Origin of the sequence: Flavobacterium aciduliphilum (assembly GCF_003268855.1) — a bacterium.
In the GTDB taxonomy this organism is placed as follows: Bacteria; Bacteroidota; Bacteroidia; order Flavobacteriales; family Flavobacteriaceae; genus Flavobacterium; species Flavobacterium aciduliphilum.
Genome location: NZ_QLSZ01000006.1, coordinates 136,447 through 158,143, shown reverse-complemented (window position 1 = coordinate 158,143; position 21,697 = coordinate 136,447). Strand labels below are relative to the sequence as shown.

Here is a 21,697-nt window from a genome sequence, read left to right as displayed (position 1 = left end):
ACATTTCTACAACCCAACCAATTTTATTTTACTGATTTTTAAACTATTATTTTCCTTTGTCTGTGAGCTTATAAACTAATGATTGTGAAAGAGATAATATTACACTAAACAGCATTGCAGTCCATAAGGATTGGACTCGAAATCCGTCAACAAAATGTGCACAAAGTAAAATCATGATAGCATTTATAACCAATAGAAAGAAACCTAACGTAAAAAAAGTGATAGGCATAGTAAACAAAACAAGGATAGGTTTTACAAAAAAATTGAGCAATCCCAGCACTATTGCTACTTTTACCGCTGTATAAAATTCATCTATAATGACCCCTTTCATCAAATAGGAAATAGCCGTAACTAATAAAGACGTGATAAATATTCGAGTTAGTATTTTCATTTTTAATTTTTTTAAGTTTATCTCAAAAACCTTGCCGTTTCATAGAAGAATTGTTTTGGATTTTCTGCATGAAGCCAATGTCCAACGTTAGGAATCGTTGCTAATTGAACATTAGGAAAATGTTCTTTTATTTCTGGCACGTCCGTCTCTAAAATATATTTAGAGTTCCCGCCACGAATAAACAAGGTTGGTTTATTAAAATGAGCTCCTCTAGGCAAAGCGGTTCCAATAGTTTCTGTTTTTTCGTTAAACACATCCAAATTAAATCGAAAAGCCAATTGCCCAGGGGTTTTCCAATAAAGATTCTTCATTAAAAATTGTCGGGTTCCAAAATCGGGAATGTACGGATACAAGGTTTCTTCTACCTCATTACGACTCGGCTGAGAGTTAAAATCGACAGCATTTAAACCCGCTAAAATATCTTGATGATGAGGGGCATAATATTTAGGCCCGATATCGGCAACGACTAATTTTTCGACATAATCTGGATAAGTAGTAGCAAAAAGCATAGCCACTTTTCCTCCCATAGAATGTCCTATGATAGACACTTGTTGCGACTGATGTGCCTGACAATAGTCTAAAACATCTTGAACCATGACATCATAACTAAAATCGTTTGAATGAAAACTCTTTCCGTGATTTCTTAGATCTAACAAATGTACTTGAAAACCTTCGGCAGCATATTGCGAACCTAGTGACTTCCAATTGTCTGACATCCCTAAAAATCCGTGAATAATCAACAATGGTTTTCCTACACCTTCAATTCTTGAATAGAGCATTTTACTTTAATTTTTGTAAATACATATTGACCACATTATCTAACCCCAAATAAAGCGCTTCGGAAATTAGAGCATGCCCAATGGAAACTTCTAATAATCCGGGAATATTTTCTTTAAAAAATTTAATGTTATCCAAACTTAAATCGTGCCCCGCATTAATTCCTAAATCCAACTCTTGCGCTAGAATAGCGGCTTGAGTATAAGGTTCGATTCCTTTCCGATTTCCTATTTCGAATTGATGGGCAAATTCTTCAGTGTACAATTCAATTCTGTCCGTCCCAGTCTTTTTAGCCCCTTCTACCATTTGCAAAATAGGGTCAACAAAAATGGAGGTTCGAATTCCGTTCCTTTTAAATTCTTGAATAACATCGGTCAAGTAAGACTGGTTTTTAATTGTATCCCAACCAGCAGAAGACGTTATAGCCCCAATAGCATCGGGAACCAAGGTTACTTGTTTGGGTTGACATTCCAAAACCAAATCGATAAAATTATGTTGTGGATTGCCTTCAATATTGTATTCTGTATACACAACGGCTTTTAAATCACGGGCATCTTGGTATCGAATATGCCGTTCATCGGGACGAGGATGAATTGTAACACCATGTGCTCCAAACTTTTGAATGTCTTTTGCCACTTGTAATACATTGGGCACATTTCCTCCCCGAGCATTTCTCAGTGTTGCAATTTTATTGATATTAACGCTTAATTTTGTCATGTCGTTTTTGAAATAATTTCGTTTTTGAAATTCTGATCACAAAAATACAAAGTTAAAATAAGGTTTTATGTTCCAAAATTTGATTATTTTGCACAAATTATTGAATTTAGATCATGACAGAAATCGTTGATTCCCTTTCAAATGATTATAAAGCTATAGATGTTCAAGAATCTATTGCACATATACAGAATTTTTTTGCCGAAGTTCCCTATTCTCATTTTCCAGTAATTGAAGAAGGAATTTATAAAGGGTGCCTCGTGGCTGAAGATATTGAAACGTTTGAAGCCGAAAAAAAAATCAAAGATTACCTTTACACATTAGAAGGCTTTTTTGTTCGAAAAAACATGCTTTTGATGGATGTCCTCGAGGTTTATGCCAATAATCAAAGTAATATAGTTCCCGTTTTAGATGAAAACAATTCCTATATTGGATATTACGAATTAGAAGATGTGATAAAATTGTTCTATGAAACCCCATTTTTAAAAGAACAGGGAAGTATTATTATTGTACGAAAAAACGTATTGGATTATTCCATGAGTCAGATAGCGCAAATCATTGAAAGCAATAACGGAAAAGTTCTTGGTTTTTTTATTTCAAAGGTAGACAACGAATGTGTTGAAATCACAATTAAAGTCACTTTAGGCTCATTAAATGATATTATTCAAACCTTTAGGCGATACAATTATGATATCCTTTCGGAACATCAAGAAGATAATTATATTAATAATTTGAAAGAACGTTCCGATTATTTAAACAAATATTTAAGTCTGTAATTTTTATAACCATACCATTTATTAAAGTATCTTTACAGAAAATTTTTTTATGAAAATTGCCATATTCGGACAATATTATCAAAATGATACGAGACCCATTATTAAAGACATCTTTTTGTTTTTTAACTCGAATTTCGTTGAATTAGTCATAGAAGAACAATTTCTAGAAATCTTGTATAAGGAAGAAATTTTAAAAAATAAATACAATACATTTAACACTCACACTTGTTTAGACAAAACCTTTGATTTACTTATCAGCATTGGTGGCGATGGAACTATATTAAGAGCTGCGACCTATGTGAAAGATTCTGGGATTCCGATTCTAGGTATTAATGCGGGTAGACTTGGTTTTTTGGCTAAAGTTCAAAAGGATAACATCGAGCAATTTTTGCAATTTGTCATTGAGAAGAAATACACTATCTCTGAGAGAACCCTTTTAGAATTAGATTGTACACAAGAAAATCAAGAGTTGCATGAATTAAATTTTGCGATGAATGAAATAACCGTAAGTAGAAAAGATACTACTTCTATGATAACTATTGATACAGCGCTGAATAATGAACACCTAAACTCTTATTGGGCAGATGGTTTAATCATTTCTACTCCAACAGGCTCAACAGGTTATTCTCTTAGTTGTGGTGGCCCTGTTTTAACACCAGAAGTAAAAGGTTTAGTCATCACACCTATTGCACCACATAATTTAAACGCACGTCCTTTAGTAATTCCAGACGACACTGAAATCACCTTAAAAGTTTCTGGTCGTGAGGAACAATATTTGGTCTCTCTTGATTCTCGAATTGCTACCCTCAACAATAATGCGATCCTAACTATAAAAAAGGCCTCATTTAGTATCAAAATGATTGAAATTAAAGAAGAACCTTTTTTAAAAACCCTTCGCAACAAATTACTTTGGGGGGAAGACAAAAGAAATTAATCTTTTTTATACTACAATTTACTTTTTCCCGTTTAGTAATTGTCCTTTTTTAGGCTTTTTTACTAGAAAGCATCCTTTCGTACCTATTAATTTAGTATAATTACGAATATCATGTTTTATTAGTGGTGATAATTATTATATTTGCACGCTATTTTTCAATTAATGAGAAGAATATTTTTTATAGTTTTGTTGGGGTCTTTTACTACATTAAACGCTCAAATTCACGAAATTGGCGCTTTTTTAGGAGGCAGTAATTACATTGGTGATGTGGGAAAGACGAATTATGTAAATCCTAATGCGGCCGCTTTTGGTGTTTTGTACAAATGGAATAAAAGCCCAAGACATTCTTGGCGGGTATCCTATATTCAATCTAAAATTGCAGCAAACGATTTGGATTCAAATGTACCAGGACGTCAAAATAGAGGATATCATTTTTCAAATAACATAAAAGAATTGTCGGCTGGACTTGAATTTAATTATTTTGATTTCAATTTGCATGAATTTGGTGCCAAAGTCACGCCCTACATTTTCTCAGGATTGTCCTATTTGAATTACGATGATTTGTATGTTGCTAATGGAATTACCAAATCAAACGGAACACGGAGTACTCTTGCAATTCCTATGATTGTGGGAATAAAAGCAAACATAACTAAAGAATGGATTATTGGATTTGAAGTAGGCGCTAGATACACAATGACTGACAATATAGATGGTAGTGCTCCGAGTAAATCGCCCTACGATTCTTTGAAATTTGGAAATTTAAATAGCAATGATTGGTATGTGTTTAGTGGGTTTACCCTAACCTATACTTTTGGAGAAAAACCTTGCTATTGTGCAGATTAAGACAATGAGTTTAAAAGAACATATAAATAAAGACACGATCCCCAAACATGTTGCCATTATTATGGATGGCAATGGTCGATGGGCCAAACAAAAAGGGTTTTTACGCACTTTTGGTCATGAAAACGGAACCAAAACAGTAAAAAAAATTGTTGAAGCTTGTACCAAATTGGGGGTAGAAAATTTAACCCTATATGCCTTTTCTACTGAAAATTGGAATCGTCCAAAATTTGAAGTAGAAGCGCTTATGAAACTCCTTGTAAGTTCTTTAAAAAAAGAAACTCAAACTTTCCTTGACAACAACATTCGGTTGAACGCCATTGGAACGCTTTCAAAATTACCCAACAGCACCCGAAAAGAATTAGACCATGTGATTTCTTTAACAAAAGAGAACCACAAAATGACATTAACCTTAGCCCTGAGCTATGGTTCAAGAGAAGAATTACTAAATGTTGTTAAAAACATAAGCGATAAAGTTAAAAATAATATAATTTCGATAGATACTATTGATGAATCAATTATAAATCAGCATCTTTACACACATGATTTACCCGATGTAGATTTGTTAATACGAACAAGCGGCGAACATAGAATTAGTAATTTCTTACTCTGGCAAATTGCCTATGCAGAATTATTTTTCACTGATGTTTTGTGGCCCGATTTTACAGAAGAACATTTATATGAAGCCATCATTAGCTATCAAAAAAGAGAACGAAGATTTGGAAAAACAAGCGAACAAATTAAAAACCAATAAAAACGTGATACAAAAACATTACTTTTTATTGGCAACCTTATTTTTTTTAGGAATAACCTTTCAAGCCATTGGACAAGATAGATTACCGTTTGATCAAGGAAAAAAATTCATTTTAGGAAATGTTACGGTTAAAGGAAAAACCAGTTACAATCAACAAACTATTGTGACTTTTGCTGGATTAGAAAAAGGACAAAAAATCACAGTTCCTGGAGAAGAAATTACAAGTGCTATAAAAAAACTGGGGAAACTCGGGCTCTTTAGCGATATAGACTTTTATGTAAATGAAGTCAAAGGCGATAGTATTTACTTGGATCTGGATATTGTAGAGTTACCAAAACTAAACGAGGTGAAATTTGTTGGGGTCAAAAAAAATAAAGTAGATGATTTAATCAAAGAAAACTCACTAACAAAAGGGAAAATTGTTAATGAGAACTTGCTCACTACGACCAAGAATTATCTAGAAAACAAGTATAAAAAAGATGGCTTTTTCAACACCAAAACGAACATCAGAACAATTCCTGCAGACACGACTGGAAATTCTGTTAATATGGTGGTAACTATTGACAAAGGGGACAAAATTAAAATCAAAAAAATCACTTTCGAAGGCAATGAAATGTTTACGGATAAAAAACTTCGAAGTGCTATGAAAAACACCAAACAAATCAATCCTATTCGTATTTTTAAAGCTTCTAAATTTATCAAGAAAAAATATGAAGAGGATTTAGAAAAAATAACAGACAAATACAAAGAAAAAGGATATCGAGACGCACGTATAGTTTCAGATTCGATTTGGTTAGACAAAAAGAAAAACAAACTAGCCATCAATATAAAAGTTGAAGAAGGGCATAAATATTACTTTGGAAATATTAAGTTTTTAGGAAATTCTATTTATTCAGACCAAACGCTTAGTGGTTTATTGGGAATAAAAAAAGGGGATGCTTATAATGGGGTTTTATTAGAAAAACGAATTGCAGACAAAACAAAACCAGATGGAGAGGACATTACTAATCTATACCAAAATAATGGATACTTATTTTCCACTATTAATCCCGTTGAAGTAAAAACAGTAAATGACACGATTGATTTTGAAATTCGAGTTACGGAAGGTCCTGTTGCGTATTTTAACAAAATTTCCGTAGTAGGAAACGACAAAACAAACGACAAAGTAATTTATCGTGAATTACGCACAAAACCGGGAGAAAAATATAGTAAAGAAGACTTGGTACGAACCATTCGTGAAATAGGACAATTGGGTTTCTTCGACCCTGAAGCTATTGATCCCAAATTTAAAAATGTTGACCCAACAGCAGGAACGGTTGATATTGAATACAATTTGGTCGAAAAAGGATCGAGTCAAGTAGAGCTTCAAGGAGGTTATGGAGGCGGTGGATTTATTGGAACCTTAGGCTTGTCGTTTAACAACTTTTCCGTCCACAATATTTTCAAAAAAGAAGCCTATCACCCACTTCCTATGGGAGATGGACAAAAAGTATCCTTGCGTTTACAAGCAAGTACTTTTTACCGAACGTATAGTTTATCTTTTTCTGAACCTTGGTTTGGCGGCAAAAAACCTATTAGTTTCTCAACCTCTATTTCACAAAGTAAACAATATTTATATTCGGGTTCCTATAGCAGTATTGACAAGAGTAAAAGTTTTAACATCACATCATTGTCTGTTGGTATAGCCAAAAGACTTACCGTTCCCGATGATTATTTTGTATTGTCTACAGGTTTAAGTTTCCAGCACTATGACTTGCACAATTACAACACTGGGCTGTTTACGTTTGGAAATGGAACAGCTAAAAACTTCGCTTTTAATTTAGGGATCAATCGAAATAGCAAAGGAGTAAATCCTATTTATCCAACTCGCGGCTCCGATTTTAGTATTTCAGCCAAATTTACCATTCCGTATTCGTTATTCAATGGGATTGATTATGGTAGTTTGAAAGATTTACCTGAATATAAAATTTTATATGATGGGTCAAATTACAATACAATTGCTAATCCAGATGGGCATATCGCACAACCAGGAGAATATTTAAAATATGGTACATATGTAGTAAATGGCGTTTCTTATACCGGATACTACTCCGTGTATGATGACGCCTCTAAAGCAGATTCAAACATTGGTAAAATCGACCAAAAAAGATTCAACTGGTTGGAATATTATAAAGTGAAAGTGAAATTTGAATGGTTCAGCAAACTTTTTGGATCTGATCAAAAAGCATTAGTATTAAGAACTTTGGGCGAATTTGGGTATCTTGGCGCCTACAATTCATCTCGTGGCGTAGTTCCATTTGAACGATTCTTCGTTGGAGGTGACGGTTTAGCCAGCTATGCCTTAGATGGTCGTGAAGTAATCCAATTAAGAGGATACCCAAACCAATCGTTATCGTCAGCCTATGGAGGAACGATTTACAATAAATTCTCTTTAGAAATGAGATATCCCATCACATTAAAAGCGAGTGCGTCAATCTATGGATTGTCATTTTTAGAAGCAGGAGCGTCTTATGACAATTTTCAGGTATATAATCCGTTTGTTATACAACGATCCGCTGGGTTTGGTTTGAGAATCTTTATGCCTGCTTTTGGATTACTTGGAATTGATTTTGCACATGGCTTTGATCCTGTTCCAGGTTCCTCCGTTAAAAGTGGATGGCAAACTCATTTTATTATTGGACAACAATTTTAGTATATTTGCTTAACATTTCAAATATAAAGCTTATGAAGAAATATCTTATTACAATATTAACAATTTCATTATTAATGAATTATAATGGAATTGCTCAAAGTAGAGGCATCCGAATTGGATATATTGACATGGAATATATTCTCGAAAAAGTTCCTAGTTATGCCGAAGCGAAAAATCAATTAGATCAAAAAGCTGAGAAATGGAAGCAAGAAATTGAAACTAAAAAAAGTGATATCAACAAACTTAAAGAAGCGTTAAAAACAGAACGCGTTTTACTAACAAAAGAACTTATAGAAGAACGAGAGGAAGAAATTGCTTTTCAAGAAAATGAATTGTTACAATACACTCAAAAACGTTTCGGCCCAAATGGTGATTTAATTGTTCAAAAAACCGTGTTAATAAAACCTATACAAGACCAAGTTTTTAATGCTGTTCAAGATATTGCTGAAGCAAAAAAATACGATTATATTTTTGATAAATCTTCAGACCTTACCATGCTTTTTGCCGCAAAAAAACACGACATTAGTGATAAAGTTGTTAATGTATTGACTCGTGCTGAGAAAAGAGAACAAATGTCAAAAAAACAACAACGTTTAGAAGAAGAAAAAGAGCGTAAACAAGAGTTGATAGACGATAATCCTGAACTTTCAGAGAGACAAAAAAAATCAGAAGAGCGAAAAGCAGCAAGACTTCAAATGATTGAAGATAAAAAACTAGCTGCCGAAGAAAAAAGAAAAGAAGCGGAAGAAAACAGAAAAAAATTACTAGAAGAAAAAAATGCTAAAAAAAATGGCACAGTTTCTGATAAAAGTAATTCTGAAACGTCTGGAGGAACTAGTACTGTTAAAGGAACCGAAACAACTCCAACTGTAGATAAAAAAGCGGAAGCGGAAGCAGCTAAGAAAAAATCACAAGAAGACAGACAAAAACAAATAGAAGATCGTAAAAAAGCCGCTGAAGAAAAAAGACAAAAAGCAATTTCCGATCGAGAAGCTGCAAAAAAAGCACGAGAAGAAGCAAAATCCAAACCGTAATAAATAGAAATACAATAATTAATAAACTAAAAAATGATGAAAAAATTTAAGACTTATTTAATAGCTGCAGTAGCTTTACTTGGTTTTCAAACTATTAATGCACAAGCTAAAGTGGCTCATGTGGACGTAAAAGAAATTATGACGAAAATGCCAGCGGTTCTTGATGCACAAAATCAATTGAAAAAATTAGGTGACACCTATTCTGCGGATTATAAAACTATGGTAGACGAATATCAAGCGAAAATCAAAAAATATGAAACTGAAGCTTCTACAGTTACTGACGCTGTAAACCAAACTCGTCAACAAGAAGTTCAAGATATGGCTAAAAGAATAAGCGATTTTCAAGATACTGCTCAAAAAGACTTGCAAAAGAAAGAAGCCGATTTGATGCAACCTATTGAAACTAAGGTGAAAGCTTCTATCCAGAAAGTGGGTAAAGCCAAAGGATACCAATATGTTTTAAACGCAACAGATTTGTTATTATCTGACGGTCCAGATTTAACAGCTGATGTGAAAAAAGATTTAGGGTTTTAATACAAACTCTTTTTCTCTTAAACTGCTCTTTTTTGGGCAGTTTTTTTTTATATTTGTTTTTATGATTAACAACAATCCTATAGGACTATTTGATTCAGGAATTGGTGGCACTTCAATTTGGAAAGAAATTCACCAACTACTTCCTTTTGAAAATACAATCTATCTTGCAGATAGCAAGAATGCTCCCTATGGTGAAAAAACAAAAGAACAAATTATAGACTTGAGTTTTAAAAACACAGAATTTTTACTTCAACAAAACTGCAAACTTATCGTAGTCGCTTGCAATACGGCAACCACAAACGCTATAAAAGAATTAAGAGCTCATTTCAAAGTCCCTTTTATCGGAATTGAGCCTGCCATAAAACCCGCAGCATTACATTCTAAAACCCAAAAAATAGGCATTTTAGCTACTAAAGGAACCTTGAACAGTAGTCTTTTTGCAAAAAATGTAGAACAATTTCATACCATTCAAATTATCGAACAAATTGGCTATGGTTTGGTTGAGCTCATCGAAAGTGGTCAGATTGAATCTGAAAAAATGAATACCTTATTAAAAGAATATCTTACCCCAATGATTAAGTCTGATATTGATTATTTGGTTCTTGGTTGTAGTCATTATCCCTATTTAGTTCCACAAATTAAAAAAATTCTACCTAATCATATTACAATTATTGATTCGGGGGAAGCTGTCGCACGACAAACCAAAAAAATACTAGAAGACCTCGTAGGATTTAGAGATGCCCATGGAAGTCAACACGTGTTCTACACCAATTCAAATCCAAGTGTTTTAGAAACTATTCTAGGGAATACATATCCAGTGCTTTCAAAAGATTTTTAACATCTAGGTTTTAAAATTTCTATAGCTTTTTCTATTGAAATAGAGTATCTTTGCAAAAATAAAAAGCATGAATACTTCCAATAATAAACGTTCTGCAACAGGTAAACCAAACGGGAATCGCAAAAGCTCAACTTCCTCAAAACCTGCGTTACCAAAACGTTCTCTACATAAAAAAACAACCCCGAAAAAAGATTCTCCTAACCTTCCGAAATCTTTAAATTCTGACGAAATTCGATTAAACAAATACATTTCAAATTCAGGTGTGTGCTCCCGTCGTGATGCAGACATTTATATTCAATCAGGAAACGTAAAAGTAAATGGTGAGGTAATTATTGAGTTGGGCTATAAAGTAAAACCTGGCGATGTGGTTCATTTTGACGGTGCCGTTTTAACGCCAGAAAAAAAGGAATATTTCTTATTAAACAAGCCAAAAAACTTTACCACTTCTAACGAAGAAGATGCAGACTATCGCAATGTTTTAGAACTACTAAAAGGTGCGTCTTCATCAAAAATGCAAGCAATTGGGAGAATGGATAAAAACACAACGGGTTTATTGGTGTTTACTAACGATACGGATATGATTCGTAAATTTAGTTTGCCAAATCAAAAATCTACCAAAATATATCAAGTATCCTTAGATCGAAACTTAAAATTTGAGGATTTAGAAAAAATTGCCTCTGGTGTAACTTTAGATGGTCATCGTCTTTTTGTAGATGAAATCAGCTACATTGAAAACGAAGCCAAAACAGAAATTGGTATCAAGTTAAGAACAGCTAATGTTAAAGTGGTACGTGCCATTTTTGAACATCATAAGTATAATGTACTAAAAGTTGATCGTGTAGCCTTTGCAGGTTTAACGAAGAAAAACTTACCTCGAGGTCATTGGAGACCTCTTACTGAGCAAGAAATCATCAATTTAAAAAACATATAAACTATGAATGAACAAGCCATGCACAATATTGCTTTAGCTTGGTTTGAAGCTTTTAACAAGCACGACTTGGAAAATTTATTAGCTTTATATGATGATGAAGCAGTGCATTATAGTCCGAAATTGAAAATAAGACATCCTGAAACCCTTGGACTGATTAAAGGAAAAGAAGCGCTGAGAACTTGGTGGCAAGACGCTTTTGATCGGATTCCGAGCTTACATTACGACGTGACGACATTAACCGCTAATTCACAACGTGTTTTTATGGAATATACCCGAAAAGTAGATGGTGAAGCAGATATTCTGGTAGCCGAAGTGCTTGAAATCTCGGATTCAAAAATCACAGCTTCACGAGTGTATCATGGATGAATCTTTTAAAACTTCTAAATGAATTATGTTGAACATGAATGTAAAACAAAGTTTTTTTTCAGCTGATAATTATATCAAAGAGTTTTTTAAAGTTTTGATGGAATACTCCCCAAAACTAGTTTCTGCTTTTATCATACTTGCTGTTGGATTATATGGCATACGATTCATAAATAGACTTTCTCTTAAGATAATGGTCAAAAGGGAGTTTGACCCTACACTTTCGAAATTTTTGGCCGACATCCTGATTTGGGCTTTACGAGTATTGCTTTTTGTGACGTTTATTTCAAAATTAGGCATCGAAACTTCTTCTTTCGTAGCTATTCTTGGGGCGGCAGGTTTAGCAATTGGAATGTCCTTACAAGGGTCATTATCCAATTTTGCAGGGGGAATGTTAATTATTGTTTTCAAACCTTTCAGAGTTGGAGACACTATTGAAGCGCAAGGAGTAGTAGGAACGGTATCTGAAATACAAATTTTTGTTACTCGAATTATTTCAGCCAACAACCAAACCATTTTAATCCCGAACGGAATTCTCTCCAATGGAATTATAACTAATTTCTCTGTGGCAGGCATGCGAAGACTAGATCTTTCTTTTTCATTATCATATGAAACCAATATAAAAGAAGCCAAAGATCTTATTCTTGAAGTCGTTTGTAAGCATCCGAAAGTATTAAAACAACCTGAACCTGTTGTAGTGGTTCGAGAATTGACAGATAATGCAATTCATTTGGCAATTAGACCTTGGGCAAAAAATGAAGATTTTGGGATGGTTTCCTCTGATTTATTAGAACAATGCAAAAACATGTTTGATGAAAAAGGAATAACAATTCAGCCTTTCGTTAGAGACAAAAACAGTTAACTATTTTACAATCATAAAATCTTTAAGATAATAGGGTTCAAAATAAGCTACATCAACAAAATTTTTGTTCAAAAACTTCTGATAGGAAAGCAAACTCATCTCGCGCGCTGAAGGGTATTTTGTATCTTCTAAAAAAATAAAATTTGGGTTGTTTAAAACCGTTTTCGCTTTTTCAGTACTATCTCCAACAAAATACATAACCCCTGAATACATACTAAAACTTTCGGGAGTTAAAATGACAGATTCTACAGGAGAAATTCTTTCTTTCTTACCATTAAAAACAGCCGAATATACTTCCATTCTACGAGCATCAATCATCGGGACAATCCATCCGTTATCTTGTTTTACTTGATAAACTAAAGTTTCCAAAGTATCGATGGCAATCAATGGAATTTGCAAACTATAACTTAACCCTTTAGCTGCAGAAACTCCAATACGAAGTCCTGTATAGGAACCTGGCCCTTGGCTAACTGCTATGGCACACAAATTACTATAAGGAACTTGAGCTTCTGCTAGAACCGATTCAATGAAAACGTGAAGCTTTTCAGCATGCGCGTAGCCCTCCTCTGCCGTTTCTTTACAACATACTGTTACCCCGTTTTTAGACAAAGAAACAGAGCAATTTTTGGTGGCCGTTTCAATATTTAAAATGTATTCTTTCATTGAGTTCGTCGCTATTTTTTAATAGACTCTTTGATTGGCGCACTCACTTTAACTTTATCTCCCGAATTGAGTTCTTTCGAAACTGTGTTATAAGGACCTGTTATAATTTCATCACCTGGTTTTAATCCAGACAAAATTTCAATATTAGTATCATCCTGAATCCCAGTTTTAACCACTCTAATTTTTGCTTTATCGCCTACTTTTACAAAAACACATTCGTATTTTTTATCACTCTTTGATTTCACTTGATCCTTGGAATCCTGTGGCATTTCAACTTTCTTCTTAGCAGTAGTGTCCGATTTTATAACTACAGCACTTATAGGCACTCCTATCACATGTTCTTTTCTTTTGGTAATAACATCTACTGTTGCCGTCATTCCAGGACGGAATGGCGAATAACTCGCTGGTTTACCCGCAATCAAATCTGCATACGATTCTTTCAAAATTCGAACTTTGACTTTAAAATTAGTTACCTGATCCGCAGTAGTAGTGGTACTTGCTGAATTCGAAATACTGGTCACAATTCCTTTGAATTCTTTCTTTAAATAGGCATCCACTTGAATTTTAGTTTCATCGCCAATATTGATTTTTACGATATCATTTTCATTTACGTCAACTTCTACTTCCATATTATTCAAATTAGCGACCCGCAACAACTCAGTACCAGCCATCTGTTGCGTTCCTAGAATACGTTCCCCTAACTCCACATTAAGTTTTGAAACAGTTCCATCATTCGGAGCATAAATTGTCGTTCTTCCTAAATTATCTTTTGCTTCTTTAACCGATGCTGAAGCACTTTGAACATTATAATAGGCTGTTTGTCGATTGGCTTTAGCTACTTCAAAAGCAGCAATAGCTTTATCCCAATCCGCTTTTGAGATGATTCCTTTTTCAAATAAAGTTTTATTTCTTTCATAACTTGCTTGTGATTCCTTGAAAGAAGCTTCGGCTTGATTTAATCCCGACTTCGTTCCAGAAAAATTAGATACCGACCGATTCAATCCAGAGGTATATAAATCAGGATTGATGCGCACTAACAAATCGCCTTTTTTTACTACTTGTCCTTCTTTTACTGGCAATTCGATAATTTCCCCCGATACTTGAGATGAAATTTTAACTTCTACTTCTGGCTGAATTTTTCCTGTTGCCGATACGGTTTCTACAATTGTAATTTCATTCGCTTTTGCTACATCTACTTCCTTAGAATCATCATTTTTTCCGATAACCCCAGTACTTTTTAAAACTATTAATACAATAATCAGAGTAATTATAACTCCCAGTATCGTGTACATTCTCTTTTTTGACATGATTCTATTTATTTTCAATGATTGGTATTCCGAAATAAAACTCTACTATTTTAACTTTAAAAATATAATCGTATTTGGTTCTTAGCACTTCCGATTGTGCGTTTACAAATAGTGTTTGCGATTGATTGAAATCGAAGCTATTCATCATGCCTACCGCATATTTTTCTTTAGCATAATTGAATGCCTCTTTTCGAGCATCAAATGCGGCTTGTGCGGCTTCATAAGCATTGAGTGCTACTTTGGCATTTGTAATGGCAGTGTAGACATTGCGTTCTAAATCAAGTTCTGCCTGTTTTTGATTCGTTTTAGAACGTTCAAGAGCAATTTTGGTTCGTTCTAAATTGGTTTTGGCAGAAAAACTATTCAAAATCGGAATGTTTAATTGGATTCCGAAATTATGTCCTTTATTATTACTAAACTGATTGAAAAATGGAAGTGGTCCTGAAATAATAGGAAATCCTGAGGCATCAATTCCAACAATTCTATCGGCATAACTTACCCTTGAACTAAAGCTATAGAATCCTATCAAACTTGGCTGAAAAGCTCCTTTAGCAATTTTTACATCTTTTTGTGCGATGTTAAGATTGGTTTGAGCAATTTTCAATTCTACTCGTTCTTGTTTAGCTTTAGCCACAATATCCTCTGGTTTCTCGAGCATGGTAGCACTTGGCTTGGCTTCATAGGCAACATCGACAACATCAAAATCTTTAAAATCTTCTAATTGTAGCAATTGAGCCAAACTCAATTTTGAAATAAACAACGTGTTCTCTGCGGCAATGACTTTCTGTTTATCGGCTGCAACTGTTGCTTTTACATCTAATAAATCTCCTTTAGGAATAGAGCCTGCGGCTACCAATTCTTCACTTTTCTTTTGTTGACGCTCATCATTAGCCAGTTGTTCATTTTGTACTTTTAGATTTTCCTTGTTGAATAAAATTTGCAGAAAAGCGTTAGCGACATTCAACGAAATATCATCCTTCATTTTTGACAGTTGGTATTGCGCTGCTAAAATTGATAAATTTGCTTTTCGAAGTTTATTCTGATTTTGCAATCCATTGTAAATGGTAACATTCGAGTTCAACCCTGCCGAGGTAAATTGAGTCGTCTGATTTTCTAGCAACCCTGTTGTGATATTTTGATTCAATCCAATATTCCAAGAATGAGAGGCATTGGCATTTAAAGAAGGTAAAAAGATTCCAACCGCAGAGGTCTTTCCCACAACCGCTGTCTCTGAATCCAATTCGGATTGTTTAATGGAAATATTATGCTTCAAAGCATAGTCTACACATTCCTGTAGAGACCATTTTTTGGATTGGGCTTGAAGTGTCATTCCTATAAAAAGGATAAAAACGAAACGGAATTGTAATGGTTGACGTCTGATCATGACTGATTTTACTATGTGAATACACCTTACAAAGGTACTTGTTATTAAAAAATAATACTATTTATTTAACTTGTTTATCAGACGTAAAAACATATTTTTTGTTACATTCACACCAAAATTTTTTACTATGAAAAAGAACCTATTTTTTGTTTTTTATATAATGATTATAGCCCTTCTTACTCGTTGCGGCACAACAAGCAAAATTGAAGCTCTAAAACCTGAACCTTCTGGAACTAATGCAGTGGTATATAAAACTACCAATTCCTATGTTAATATGCCTCTTGAAGTTTCACTGAATGAGATTGAAAATCAAGTAAACAAATCGCTGCATGACTTGGTGTATGAAGATGCCAATTTAGAGGATGACAAAACCCAAATGAAAATTTGGAAAACTTCATCTATTAAATTAGCAGCTAAAGATGGAAAAATTGAATCGGTACTACCATTAAAAATTTGGATTAAAATTAAATATGGGACTGAGTTCTTAGGATTGAATGACACTAAAGAGCTTGATTTGAATGGTATAATAACTGTTCAAAGCGATATTAAATTGTCTAACTGGAAATTGACAACAAACTCAGTTATTAAAGATTTTAATTGGAGTGAAAGTCCGACGTTACTAGTAGCTGGGAAAAAAATGCCCGTAACCTATCTTATAAACCCAGCGTTATCCTTATTTAAAACTAAAATTGCAAAAAAAATAGATGATGCTATTGAAAAAACCTGCGATTTTAAACCTTATGTTTTAACAGTTTTACAGACTTTAAGCAATCCATTTCAAACCAGTGCACAATATGAAACTTGGTTTAAATTAAATCCTTTAGAAATTACTGTGACAGATGCGGTACTTCAAAAAAATACCATAAAAATGGATTTAGGTCTAAAATGTACTATGCAAACCATTGTGGGTGAGACTCCAAAAAACAACTTTAACAAAGACAATTTCCTTTTTAAATCGGTCGCAAAAGTACCCGAAAAAACAACGGTTTCTGTAGCTGCGGTATCTACTTTTGAAAGCGCTTCTCGCATTATCACTAAAAACTTTCAAGGCAAAGAATTTAGTAGTGGCAGTCGTAAAATTGTGATTCAAAATGTGACGCTTTGGTCTAAAGACAGTAAAATAATTATTGCACTTGACTTGACAGGCAGCATCAATGGAACCATATACTTAAGTGGCATTCCAAACTATAACACAGTAACCAAAGAAATCTATTTTGACCAAATGGATTATGTTTTGAACACTAAAGGATTACTTACAAAAACAGCCAATTGGCTTTTGCAAGGTGTTATTTTAAAGAAAATGGAAGAAAGCTGTAGGTATTCGATTAAAGAAAATTTGGAAGAGGGCAGAAAAAACCTTCTCCCTTTTTTGAATAATTATTCTCCTATGAAAGGGGTTTTTGTAAATGGTTCTTTAGATGATTTTGAGTTTGAAAAAGTAGAGATTACAAGCAATGCGCTTGTGGCTTTTATTAAAACTACAGGTAAAATGAATGTGAAAATCGATGGGATGGATTAAACGTTACCTATACTCACGATTAGTCAGACTCGCAATAAAACCTAATGATGAATTTTATATTTCCCTAGACGAACAAGAAATCCATTTTTGATTTTTTTGAACTAAATTTAAATCATCTATTCTGATCCTTTATTCATTTAGGTTTCTTTCTTTTTTCGATACATACGATAGACTACGATACCAACAACGCCAACAATAAGATAAGGAAAGGCCATTAAATAAACGATACCATCATTTAGAGCATCGGCTTTTGTGGCATCGCCTTCACTCTCTAAAGAAGCTCTACACATGGCACATTGTGCGTTAGTAGAAAGGGAAAAGAAAAGTGTACAAAGAAAAAAGAAGATTATTTTGCAACATAAGCTTCTTTTTTCTGATTCTAAATATGAATTTTTATATTTAATTAGCATAATAGGGTGCAATCATAAAATAAATGATAACTCCGGTAACCGCTACATAAAGCCATAAAGGAAACGCTATTTTGGCAATTTTTTTGTGGCGTTCAAAATCTCCAGAAAGCGCTCTTACATAGGTAAATAAAACCAATGGAATAATCGTTACAGATAAAGCGATATGCGTAATCAACAAGAAAAAATACACATAACGAATCATGCCTTCTCCTCCAAATTTTGTCTCTTCGGTAGTCATGTGATAGGCCACATACATTAATAAAAACACTGCTGAACAAACGATTGCTAATTTATTTAAATTCTCATGCAACTTACGATTACCTTTCTTAATACTTGCTAAAGATGCGATCAATAGTATAGAAGTTAGCGCATTTATACCAGCATAAATAGGAGGAAGAAATGTGAGTGGTTCCAATTGAATGCCAAAATCCTTTAATCGCACACTAAATAGCAGCACGACAGCCACCGGAATGAGAATTGAAACAATGATTATAGGTGTCTTAAATTTTTTTTCTGTTGAATGTTCCATGATTATTCTTTTAATAATAGTTTAATATCTTCTTTAATTGCAGTTACTCCTTTTTGTTCGAGACCATCATAATATAAAATCGGATTACCTTGGGCATCTTTTCTACATCTAATAGTTCCATTCTTATCAATCAAGGCAAAAAGTCCTGAATGTTCAAAGTTCCCAATAGCTTTAGAATTTTCTCCGACATACAAATTAAAACCTTTGTTGGCTAAATTAAAAATATACTCTTTGTCTCCCGTTAAAAAATGCCAATTAGGAGCTGTAGCACCAATTTTTTTAGCATGGTCTTTTAGTACTGCTGGAGTATCATTTTCAGGGTTAATACTGATGGAGGCGATACCAAAGTTTTTTTCATTCCTAAACTCATCTTGAATCGTTACCATATTTTTATTCATAATAGGGCAAATCGAAGGACAAGTAGAAAAAAAGAATTCCAAAACATAAACTTTACCTAAATAACTTTTGTTGGATATTTTATTACCATTTTGATCTGTAAGCTCGAATTCTGGAGCTGGTCCAATTTTTTGAAGTTGTGTGGTTTCCGTAATTTCTTTAGAAAGACTCATACGGTCATTTTGAGTTACAGTTCCATTTTTTATTCGGTCAACAATTTTCGGAATAAAAATAATCCCAAAAATAAGCACAATAAAAGAAATTCCTATGTAAGATTTATTTTTCATGTTTATATTTGTCTAGATGCGTTATGATTCTTCTTTAAAGCGAGTCTATATTCGGCAAGAATAATTTTTACATCATCGGTCATTTCGTTATAAAGTTCCGATACAAAAATCGTATTATACCCTTCTTTGTATTCGTCATTTCCCTTTTTATCATGCCCTTTTCGCCCGCGTAAATTTCTATTTTTATCTACAATGAAAACATTAGGCGTGGCACACTTGGCATCAAGTTTTCCAACTAAATTCATACTATTATAAAATTTTCGAATCTGATCTGGGGTTCCAAACACAAAATTCCAACCCGCTTGAGTACCTAGTTTAGCAATGTCCCGTTGAAGCAATTCTACTTCCTTTTGAGAGCCTTCAGGAACAATCATTACCATTTGAAAATCATTAAATTTTTTATTTCTATCATATATTTTTTCATAGAGATTGAATAAATTCCCTTTGTGTTTAAGAACATCTTCCCCTAAAAAACCAAGTATTGTAATTTTGCCTTTTAATGCAACCGGTTTATTATGCAAGGTATTCCATGAATTTATATCGGGAATATTTTTTGTGATTGTAGGAAGCTTTGCAAAACTATTAACTCCAGAGGCAAAAAAGAGATAAGCCACTATAGGTAGAATAAAAAGTACAAAAAGAATTAGATTTTTTTTCATGAACCAAAAATTTAGTACAAAAATAAAAAAAGGTACGCAGTTGCGTACCTTTTTTCTGAATTAATATCTTATTAAAAATTCCACTTAATCGTAGCATCTCTAAAAACCCCGAATACATAATGTCCTTCTGTTAACAGAATAAACGCTAAGTATAAAATTAAGAAAATTACTGTCCAAACTACTGCCCTTCTTAAAGCAGGTGTTTCGCCTTCCATGTGCATGAAAGCCCAGACAATGTAATAAGCTTTAAATATCGTTAAAATAATGAATATCCAATTTAATAAATTCATGCCTAACATGTTTGTCATGTGTAAGGCTTGTGGCTTCATAATTCCTAGGATAACCTCAACTGTTGTAACGACAGAAAGGATACCAAAAACCAACCAAATTCTTTTTGTATTAGAAACGTGTTCGTGTGACATAATATAAATTTCTAAAAATTAAACTAAGTAGAAGAATGTAAATACGAATACCCAAACTAAGTCGACAAAGTGCCAATACAATCCAACTTTTTCAACCATTTCATACGTTCTTCTTTTTTCATACGTTCCTAAAAGAACATTGATAAAAATTATAATATTGATGATAACTCCTGAAAAAACGTGGAATCCGTGAAATCCTGTGATAAAGAAGAAGAAATCAGCAAATAACTTACTTCCGTACTCGTTTCTTTGTAAGTTAGCCCCTTCAATTACCAATTTAGCATCGGCTAATCTTTTTTCAGATTCCGCACGAGTTAATATAGTTTTATGTTTTGATTTGAATGTAAAATCATTTAAGGTAGGATGTACTCCTTTAGCTGTTTTTGAGGTAGCCTCATCAAAAATAGTTTCTGTTCTGATTAACAAATCTGGATGGTTTTTAAAACCTGCTTGAACTTGTTCTACAGAGTAGGTTGGCAAAGAAGACTCTTCCATAAACCATTTCCCTTTTCCTCTTAACAATTGTTCTCTTTCTTTAGGAACACTTGTATCAGCAAATTCTTCAATCGCTATGTGTTTTCCAGAAGCATCCACAAATTGTAAAACGCTCCCTCCTTTAGTTTCAATAGCACCGTACTCACCGTGAATAAAATTTTTCCATTCCCATGCTTGAGAACCCACGAAAATCAATCCCCCGATGATGGTCAAAAACATATAGAACGCCACTTTACTTTGCTTCATTTGATGTCCTGCATCAACAGCTAACACCATTGTTACAGAAGAGAAAATCAAGATAAAAGTCATCAAAGCCACATAATACATTGGAGCAGGAACTCCGTGCATAAATGGAAAATGCGTAAAAACTTCATCAGCCAAAGGCCAAGTCTCTATAAATTTAAATCTAGAAAAACCATAAGCTACTAAAAACCCTGAAAAAGTCAATGCATCTGAAACGATGAAAAACCACATCATTAATTTTCCGTAACTTGCTCCTAGTGGCTCATTTCCACCACCCCAAGTTTTTCCTACAGTATTAGCAGTTGTAACTGTCGATCCCATAAAAAGTTATTGTTAAAAAAGTTTCCAAATTTACATTTTTTTCTTATTTAAAGAAATATAAAAACAAAAATAAATAAATCCACAAGAAATCAAGAAAGTGCCAATACATCGCACCTAGCTCAATACCAATAAATTGTGAGGCATTGTACTTTTGTTTAAAATGATTATAAATTATTATTAATAACGAAATAATCCCTCCCAACAAGTGCACCATATGCAAATACACTAAAACATATAGAAAAGAAATCGTAATTGAACCTGCTCCACCGACAGGATACAAATGGTTTTCAAACAATTGTGCAAAACCTTGAAATTGAAAATATATAAACACTACTCCCAATCCCAATGTAGCCCACAAAAACACAGTAGTAGCTTGTTTTTTATTTGCTTTAATTGATTTTTTTGCCAAAAACATAGCAACACTGCACAAAACAATAACGGCGGTACTTACAAAAAAAGCAGAAGGCATAGTGAAATTCTTGAGCCAGTCAGGTCTTGACTTACTAACCACCATAGCGCTTGTAAGCCCAGCAAACATCATTACCATACTTATCATCGCAAAAATAAGCAAGAGCTTATAAGAACGCTCTGTACGTATCTTGTGTTCTTCAATTGTCATCAT

At 33.6% G+C, this 21,697-nt stretch carries 25 protein-coding genes; 12 read left to right on the top strand and 13 right to left on the bottom strand.

What is annotated here, in order from left to right:
- Positions 1–46: 46 nt before the first annotated feature.
- The 3 genes from CLV55_RS08135 to CLV55_RS08125 are packed head-to-tail and all read right to left on the bottom strand — an operon-like array spanning position 47 to position 1,885.
- Positions 47–391 carry a phage holin family protein gene (locus tag CLV55_RS08135; RefSeq protein WP_112113256.1) on the bottom strand — a complete coding sequence of 115 codons (345 nt, stop codon included), beginning with the start codon at positions 389–391 and terminating at the stop codon, positions 47–49.
- Positions 392–408: 17 nt separating this feature from the next.
- Entirely contained in the window at positions 409–1,170 is a 762-nt protein-coding gene (locus CLV55_RS08130; protein WP_112113255.1) for an alpha/beta fold hydrolase, read from the bottom strand.
- A gap of 1 nt (position 1,171) precedes the next feature.
- Positions 1,172–1,885, bottom strand: coding sequence for a pyridoxine 5'-phosphate synthase (locus CLV55_RS08125; protein ID WP_112113254.1), 714 nt, complete (start codon positions 1,883–1,885; stop codon positions 1,172–1,174).
- A 113-nt stretch (positions 1,886–1,998) separates the two neighbouring features.
- Between CLV55_RS08125 and CLV55_RS08120 the strand changes: the two genes are divergently transcribed.
- The 11 genes from CLV55_RS08120 to CLV55_RS08070 all read left to right on the top strand — a co-directional run bounded on the left by CLV55_RS08120 (position 1,999) and on the right by CLV55_RS08070 (position 12,440).
- Positions 1,999–2,658, top strand: coding sequence for a CBS domain-containing protein (locus tag CLV55_RS08120; protein ID WP_112113253.1), 660 nt, complete (start codon positions 1,999–2,001; stop codon positions 2,656–2,658).
- 49 nt (positions 2,659–2,707) lie between these two features.
- Positions 2,708–3,592, top strand: coding sequence for an NAD kinase (locus tag CLV55_RS08115; protein ID WP_112113252.1), 885 nt, complete (start codon positions 2,708–2,710; stop codon positions 3,590–3,592).
- Positions 3,593–3,754: 162 nt separating this feature from the next.
- Positions 3,755–4,435: a type IX secretion system protein PorG gene (porG, locus tag CLV55_RS08110; protein WP_112113251.1), complete on the top strand. Its 681-nt coding sequence runs from the start codon at positions 3,755–3,757 to the stop codon at positions 4,433–4,435.
- Between the two features lie 4 nt (positions 4,436–4,439).
- Positions 4,440–5,186, top strand: coding sequence for an isoprenyl transferase (locus CLV55_RS08105; protein ID WP_112113250.1), 747 nt, complete (start codon positions 4,440–4,442; stop codon positions 5,184–5,186).
- Entirely contained in the window at positions 5,113–7,878 is a 2,766-nt protein-coding gene (bamA, locus tag CLV55_RS08100) for an outer membrane protein assembly factor BamA (protein ID WP_112113249.1), read from the top strand. The genes CLV55_RS08105 and bamA overlap by 74 nt, the downstream gene beginning before the upstream one ends.
- 32 nt (positions 7,879–7,910) lie before the next feature.
- A complete protein-coding gene (locus tag CLV55_RS08095; protein ID WP_112113294.1) occupies positions 7,911–8,912 on the top strand; it encodes an OmpH family outer membrane protein in 1,002 nt (333 codons plus the stop codon).
- A gap of 33 nt (positions 8,913–8,945) precedes the next feature.
- Complete coding sequence (locus CLV55_RS08090; protein ID WP_394338241.1) at positions 8,946–9,446, top strand: OmpH family outer membrane protein; 501 nt, start codon at positions 8,946–8,948, stop codon at positions 9,444–9,446.
- Positions 9,447–9,507: 61 nt separating this feature from the next.
- On the top strand, positions 9,508–10,284 hold the full coding sequence (gene murI, locus CLV55_RS08085; RefSeq protein ID WP_112113247.1) for a glutamate racemase: 777 nt from the start codon (positions 9,508–9,510) through the stop codon (positions 10,282–10,284).
- A 67-nt stretch (positions 10,285–10,351) separates the two neighbouring features.
- Positions 10,352–11,215: a pseudouridine synthase gene (locus CLV55_RS08080; protein WP_112113246.1), complete on the top strand. Its 864-nt coding sequence runs from the start codon at positions 10,352–10,354 to the stop codon at positions 11,213–11,215.
- Positions 11,216–11,218: 3 nt separating this feature from the next.
- Positions 11,219–11,581, top strand: a complete 363-nt coding sequence (locus CLV55_RS08075; RefSeq protein WP_112113245.1) for a nuclear transport factor 2 family protein — start codon at positions 11,219–11,221, stop codon at positions 11,579–11,581.
- 34 nt (positions 11,582–11,615) lie between these two features.
- Positions 11,616–12,440: a mechanosensitive ion channel family protein gene (locus CLV55_RS08070; RefSeq protein ID WP_112113293.1), complete on the top strand. Its 825-nt coding sequence runs from the start codon at positions 11,616–11,618 to the stop codon at positions 12,438–12,440.
- On the opposite strand, the gene tsaB is transcribed toward CLV55_RS08070, so the two are convergent.
- Genes tsaB through CLV55_RS08055 form a run of 3 tightly spaced genes read right to left on the bottom strand, consistent with a single transcriptional unit; the run spans position 12,441 to position 15,794 of the window.
- Positions 12,441–13,103 (bottom strand): tRNA (adenosine(37)-N6)-threonylcarbamoyltransferase complex dimerization subunit type 1 TsaB, encoded by a 663-nt coding sequence (tsaB, locus tag CLV55_RS08065; RefSeq protein WP_112113244.1) that lies wholly within the window; start codon positions 13,101–13,103, stop codon positions 12,441–12,443.
- An 11-nt stretch (positions 13,104–13,114) separates the two neighbouring features.
- Positions 13,115–14,410, bottom strand: coding sequence for an efflux RND transporter periplasmic adaptor subunit (locus CLV55_RS08060; RefSeq protein ID WP_112113292.1), 1,296 nt, complete (start codon positions 14,408–14,410; stop codon positions 13,115–13,117).
- Between the two features lie 4 nt (positions 14,411–14,414).
- Positions 14,415–15,794: a TolC family protein gene (locus CLV55_RS08055; protein WP_112113243.1), complete on the bottom strand. Its 1,380-nt coding sequence runs from the start codon at positions 15,792–15,794 to the stop codon at positions 14,415–14,417.
- A 127-nt stretch (positions 15,795–15,921) separates the two neighbouring features.
- Between CLV55_RS08055 and CLV55_RS08050 the strand changes: the two genes are divergently transcribed.
- Entirely contained in the window at positions 15,922–17,313 is a 1,392-nt protein-coding gene (locus CLV55_RS08050) for a DUF4403 family protein (RefSeq protein ID WP_112113242.1), read from the top strand.
- Positions 17,314–17,450: 137 nt separating this feature from the next.
- Here CLV55_RS08050 and CLV55_RS13065 read toward each other — a convergent pair whose 3' ends face one another.
- The 7 genes from CLV55_RS13065 to CLV55_RS08015 all read right to left on the bottom strand — a co-directional run bounded on the left by CLV55_RS13065 (position 17,451) and on the right by CLV55_RS08015 (position 21,697).
- A complete protein-coding gene (locus CLV55_RS13065) occupies positions 17,451–17,603 on the bottom strand; it encodes a hypothetical protein (RefSeq protein ID WP_317048368.1) in 153 nt (50 codons plus the stop codon).
- Between the two features lie 109 nt (positions 17,604–17,712).
- Positions 17,713–18,252, bottom strand: coding sequence for a DUF420 domain-containing protein (locus tag CLV55_RS08040; RefSeq protein ID WP_112113240.1), 540 nt, complete (start codon positions 18,250–18,252; stop codon positions 17,713–17,715).
- Between the two features lie 2 nt (positions 18,253–18,254).
- Positions 18,255–18,935: an SCO family protein gene (locus CLV55_RS08035; protein ID WP_112113239.1), complete on the bottom strand. Its 681-nt coding sequence runs from the start codon at positions 18,933–18,935 to the stop codon at positions 18,255–18,257.
- Between the two features lie 2 nt (positions 18,936–18,937).
- The gene (locus CLV55_RS08030; RefSeq protein WP_112113238.1) at positions 18,938–19,594 is read right to left on the bottom strand and encodes a hypothetical protein; all 657 of its coding nucleotides are present in this window, start codon (positions 19,592–19,594) and stop codon (positions 18,938–18,940) included.
- Positions 19,595–19,665: 71 nt separating this feature from the next.
- Positions 19,666–20,016 (bottom strand): cytochrome C oxidase subunit IV family protein, encoded by a 351-nt coding sequence (locus CLV55_RS08025; protein WP_112113237.1) that lies wholly within the window; start codon positions 20,014–20,016, stop codon positions 19,666–19,668.
- An 18-nt stretch (positions 20,017–20,034) separates the two neighbouring features.
- Complete coding sequence (locus CLV55_RS08020; RefSeq protein WP_112113236.1) at positions 20,035–21,075, bottom strand: cytochrome c oxidase subunit 3; 1,041 nt, start codon at positions 21,073–21,075, stop codon at positions 20,035–20,037.
- A gap of 43 nt (positions 21,076–21,118) precedes the next feature.
- A complete protein-coding gene (locus tag CLV55_RS08015; protein WP_112113235.1) occupies positions 21,119–21,697 on the bottom strand; it encodes a cytochrome c oxidase subunit 3 in 579 nt (192 codons plus the stop codon).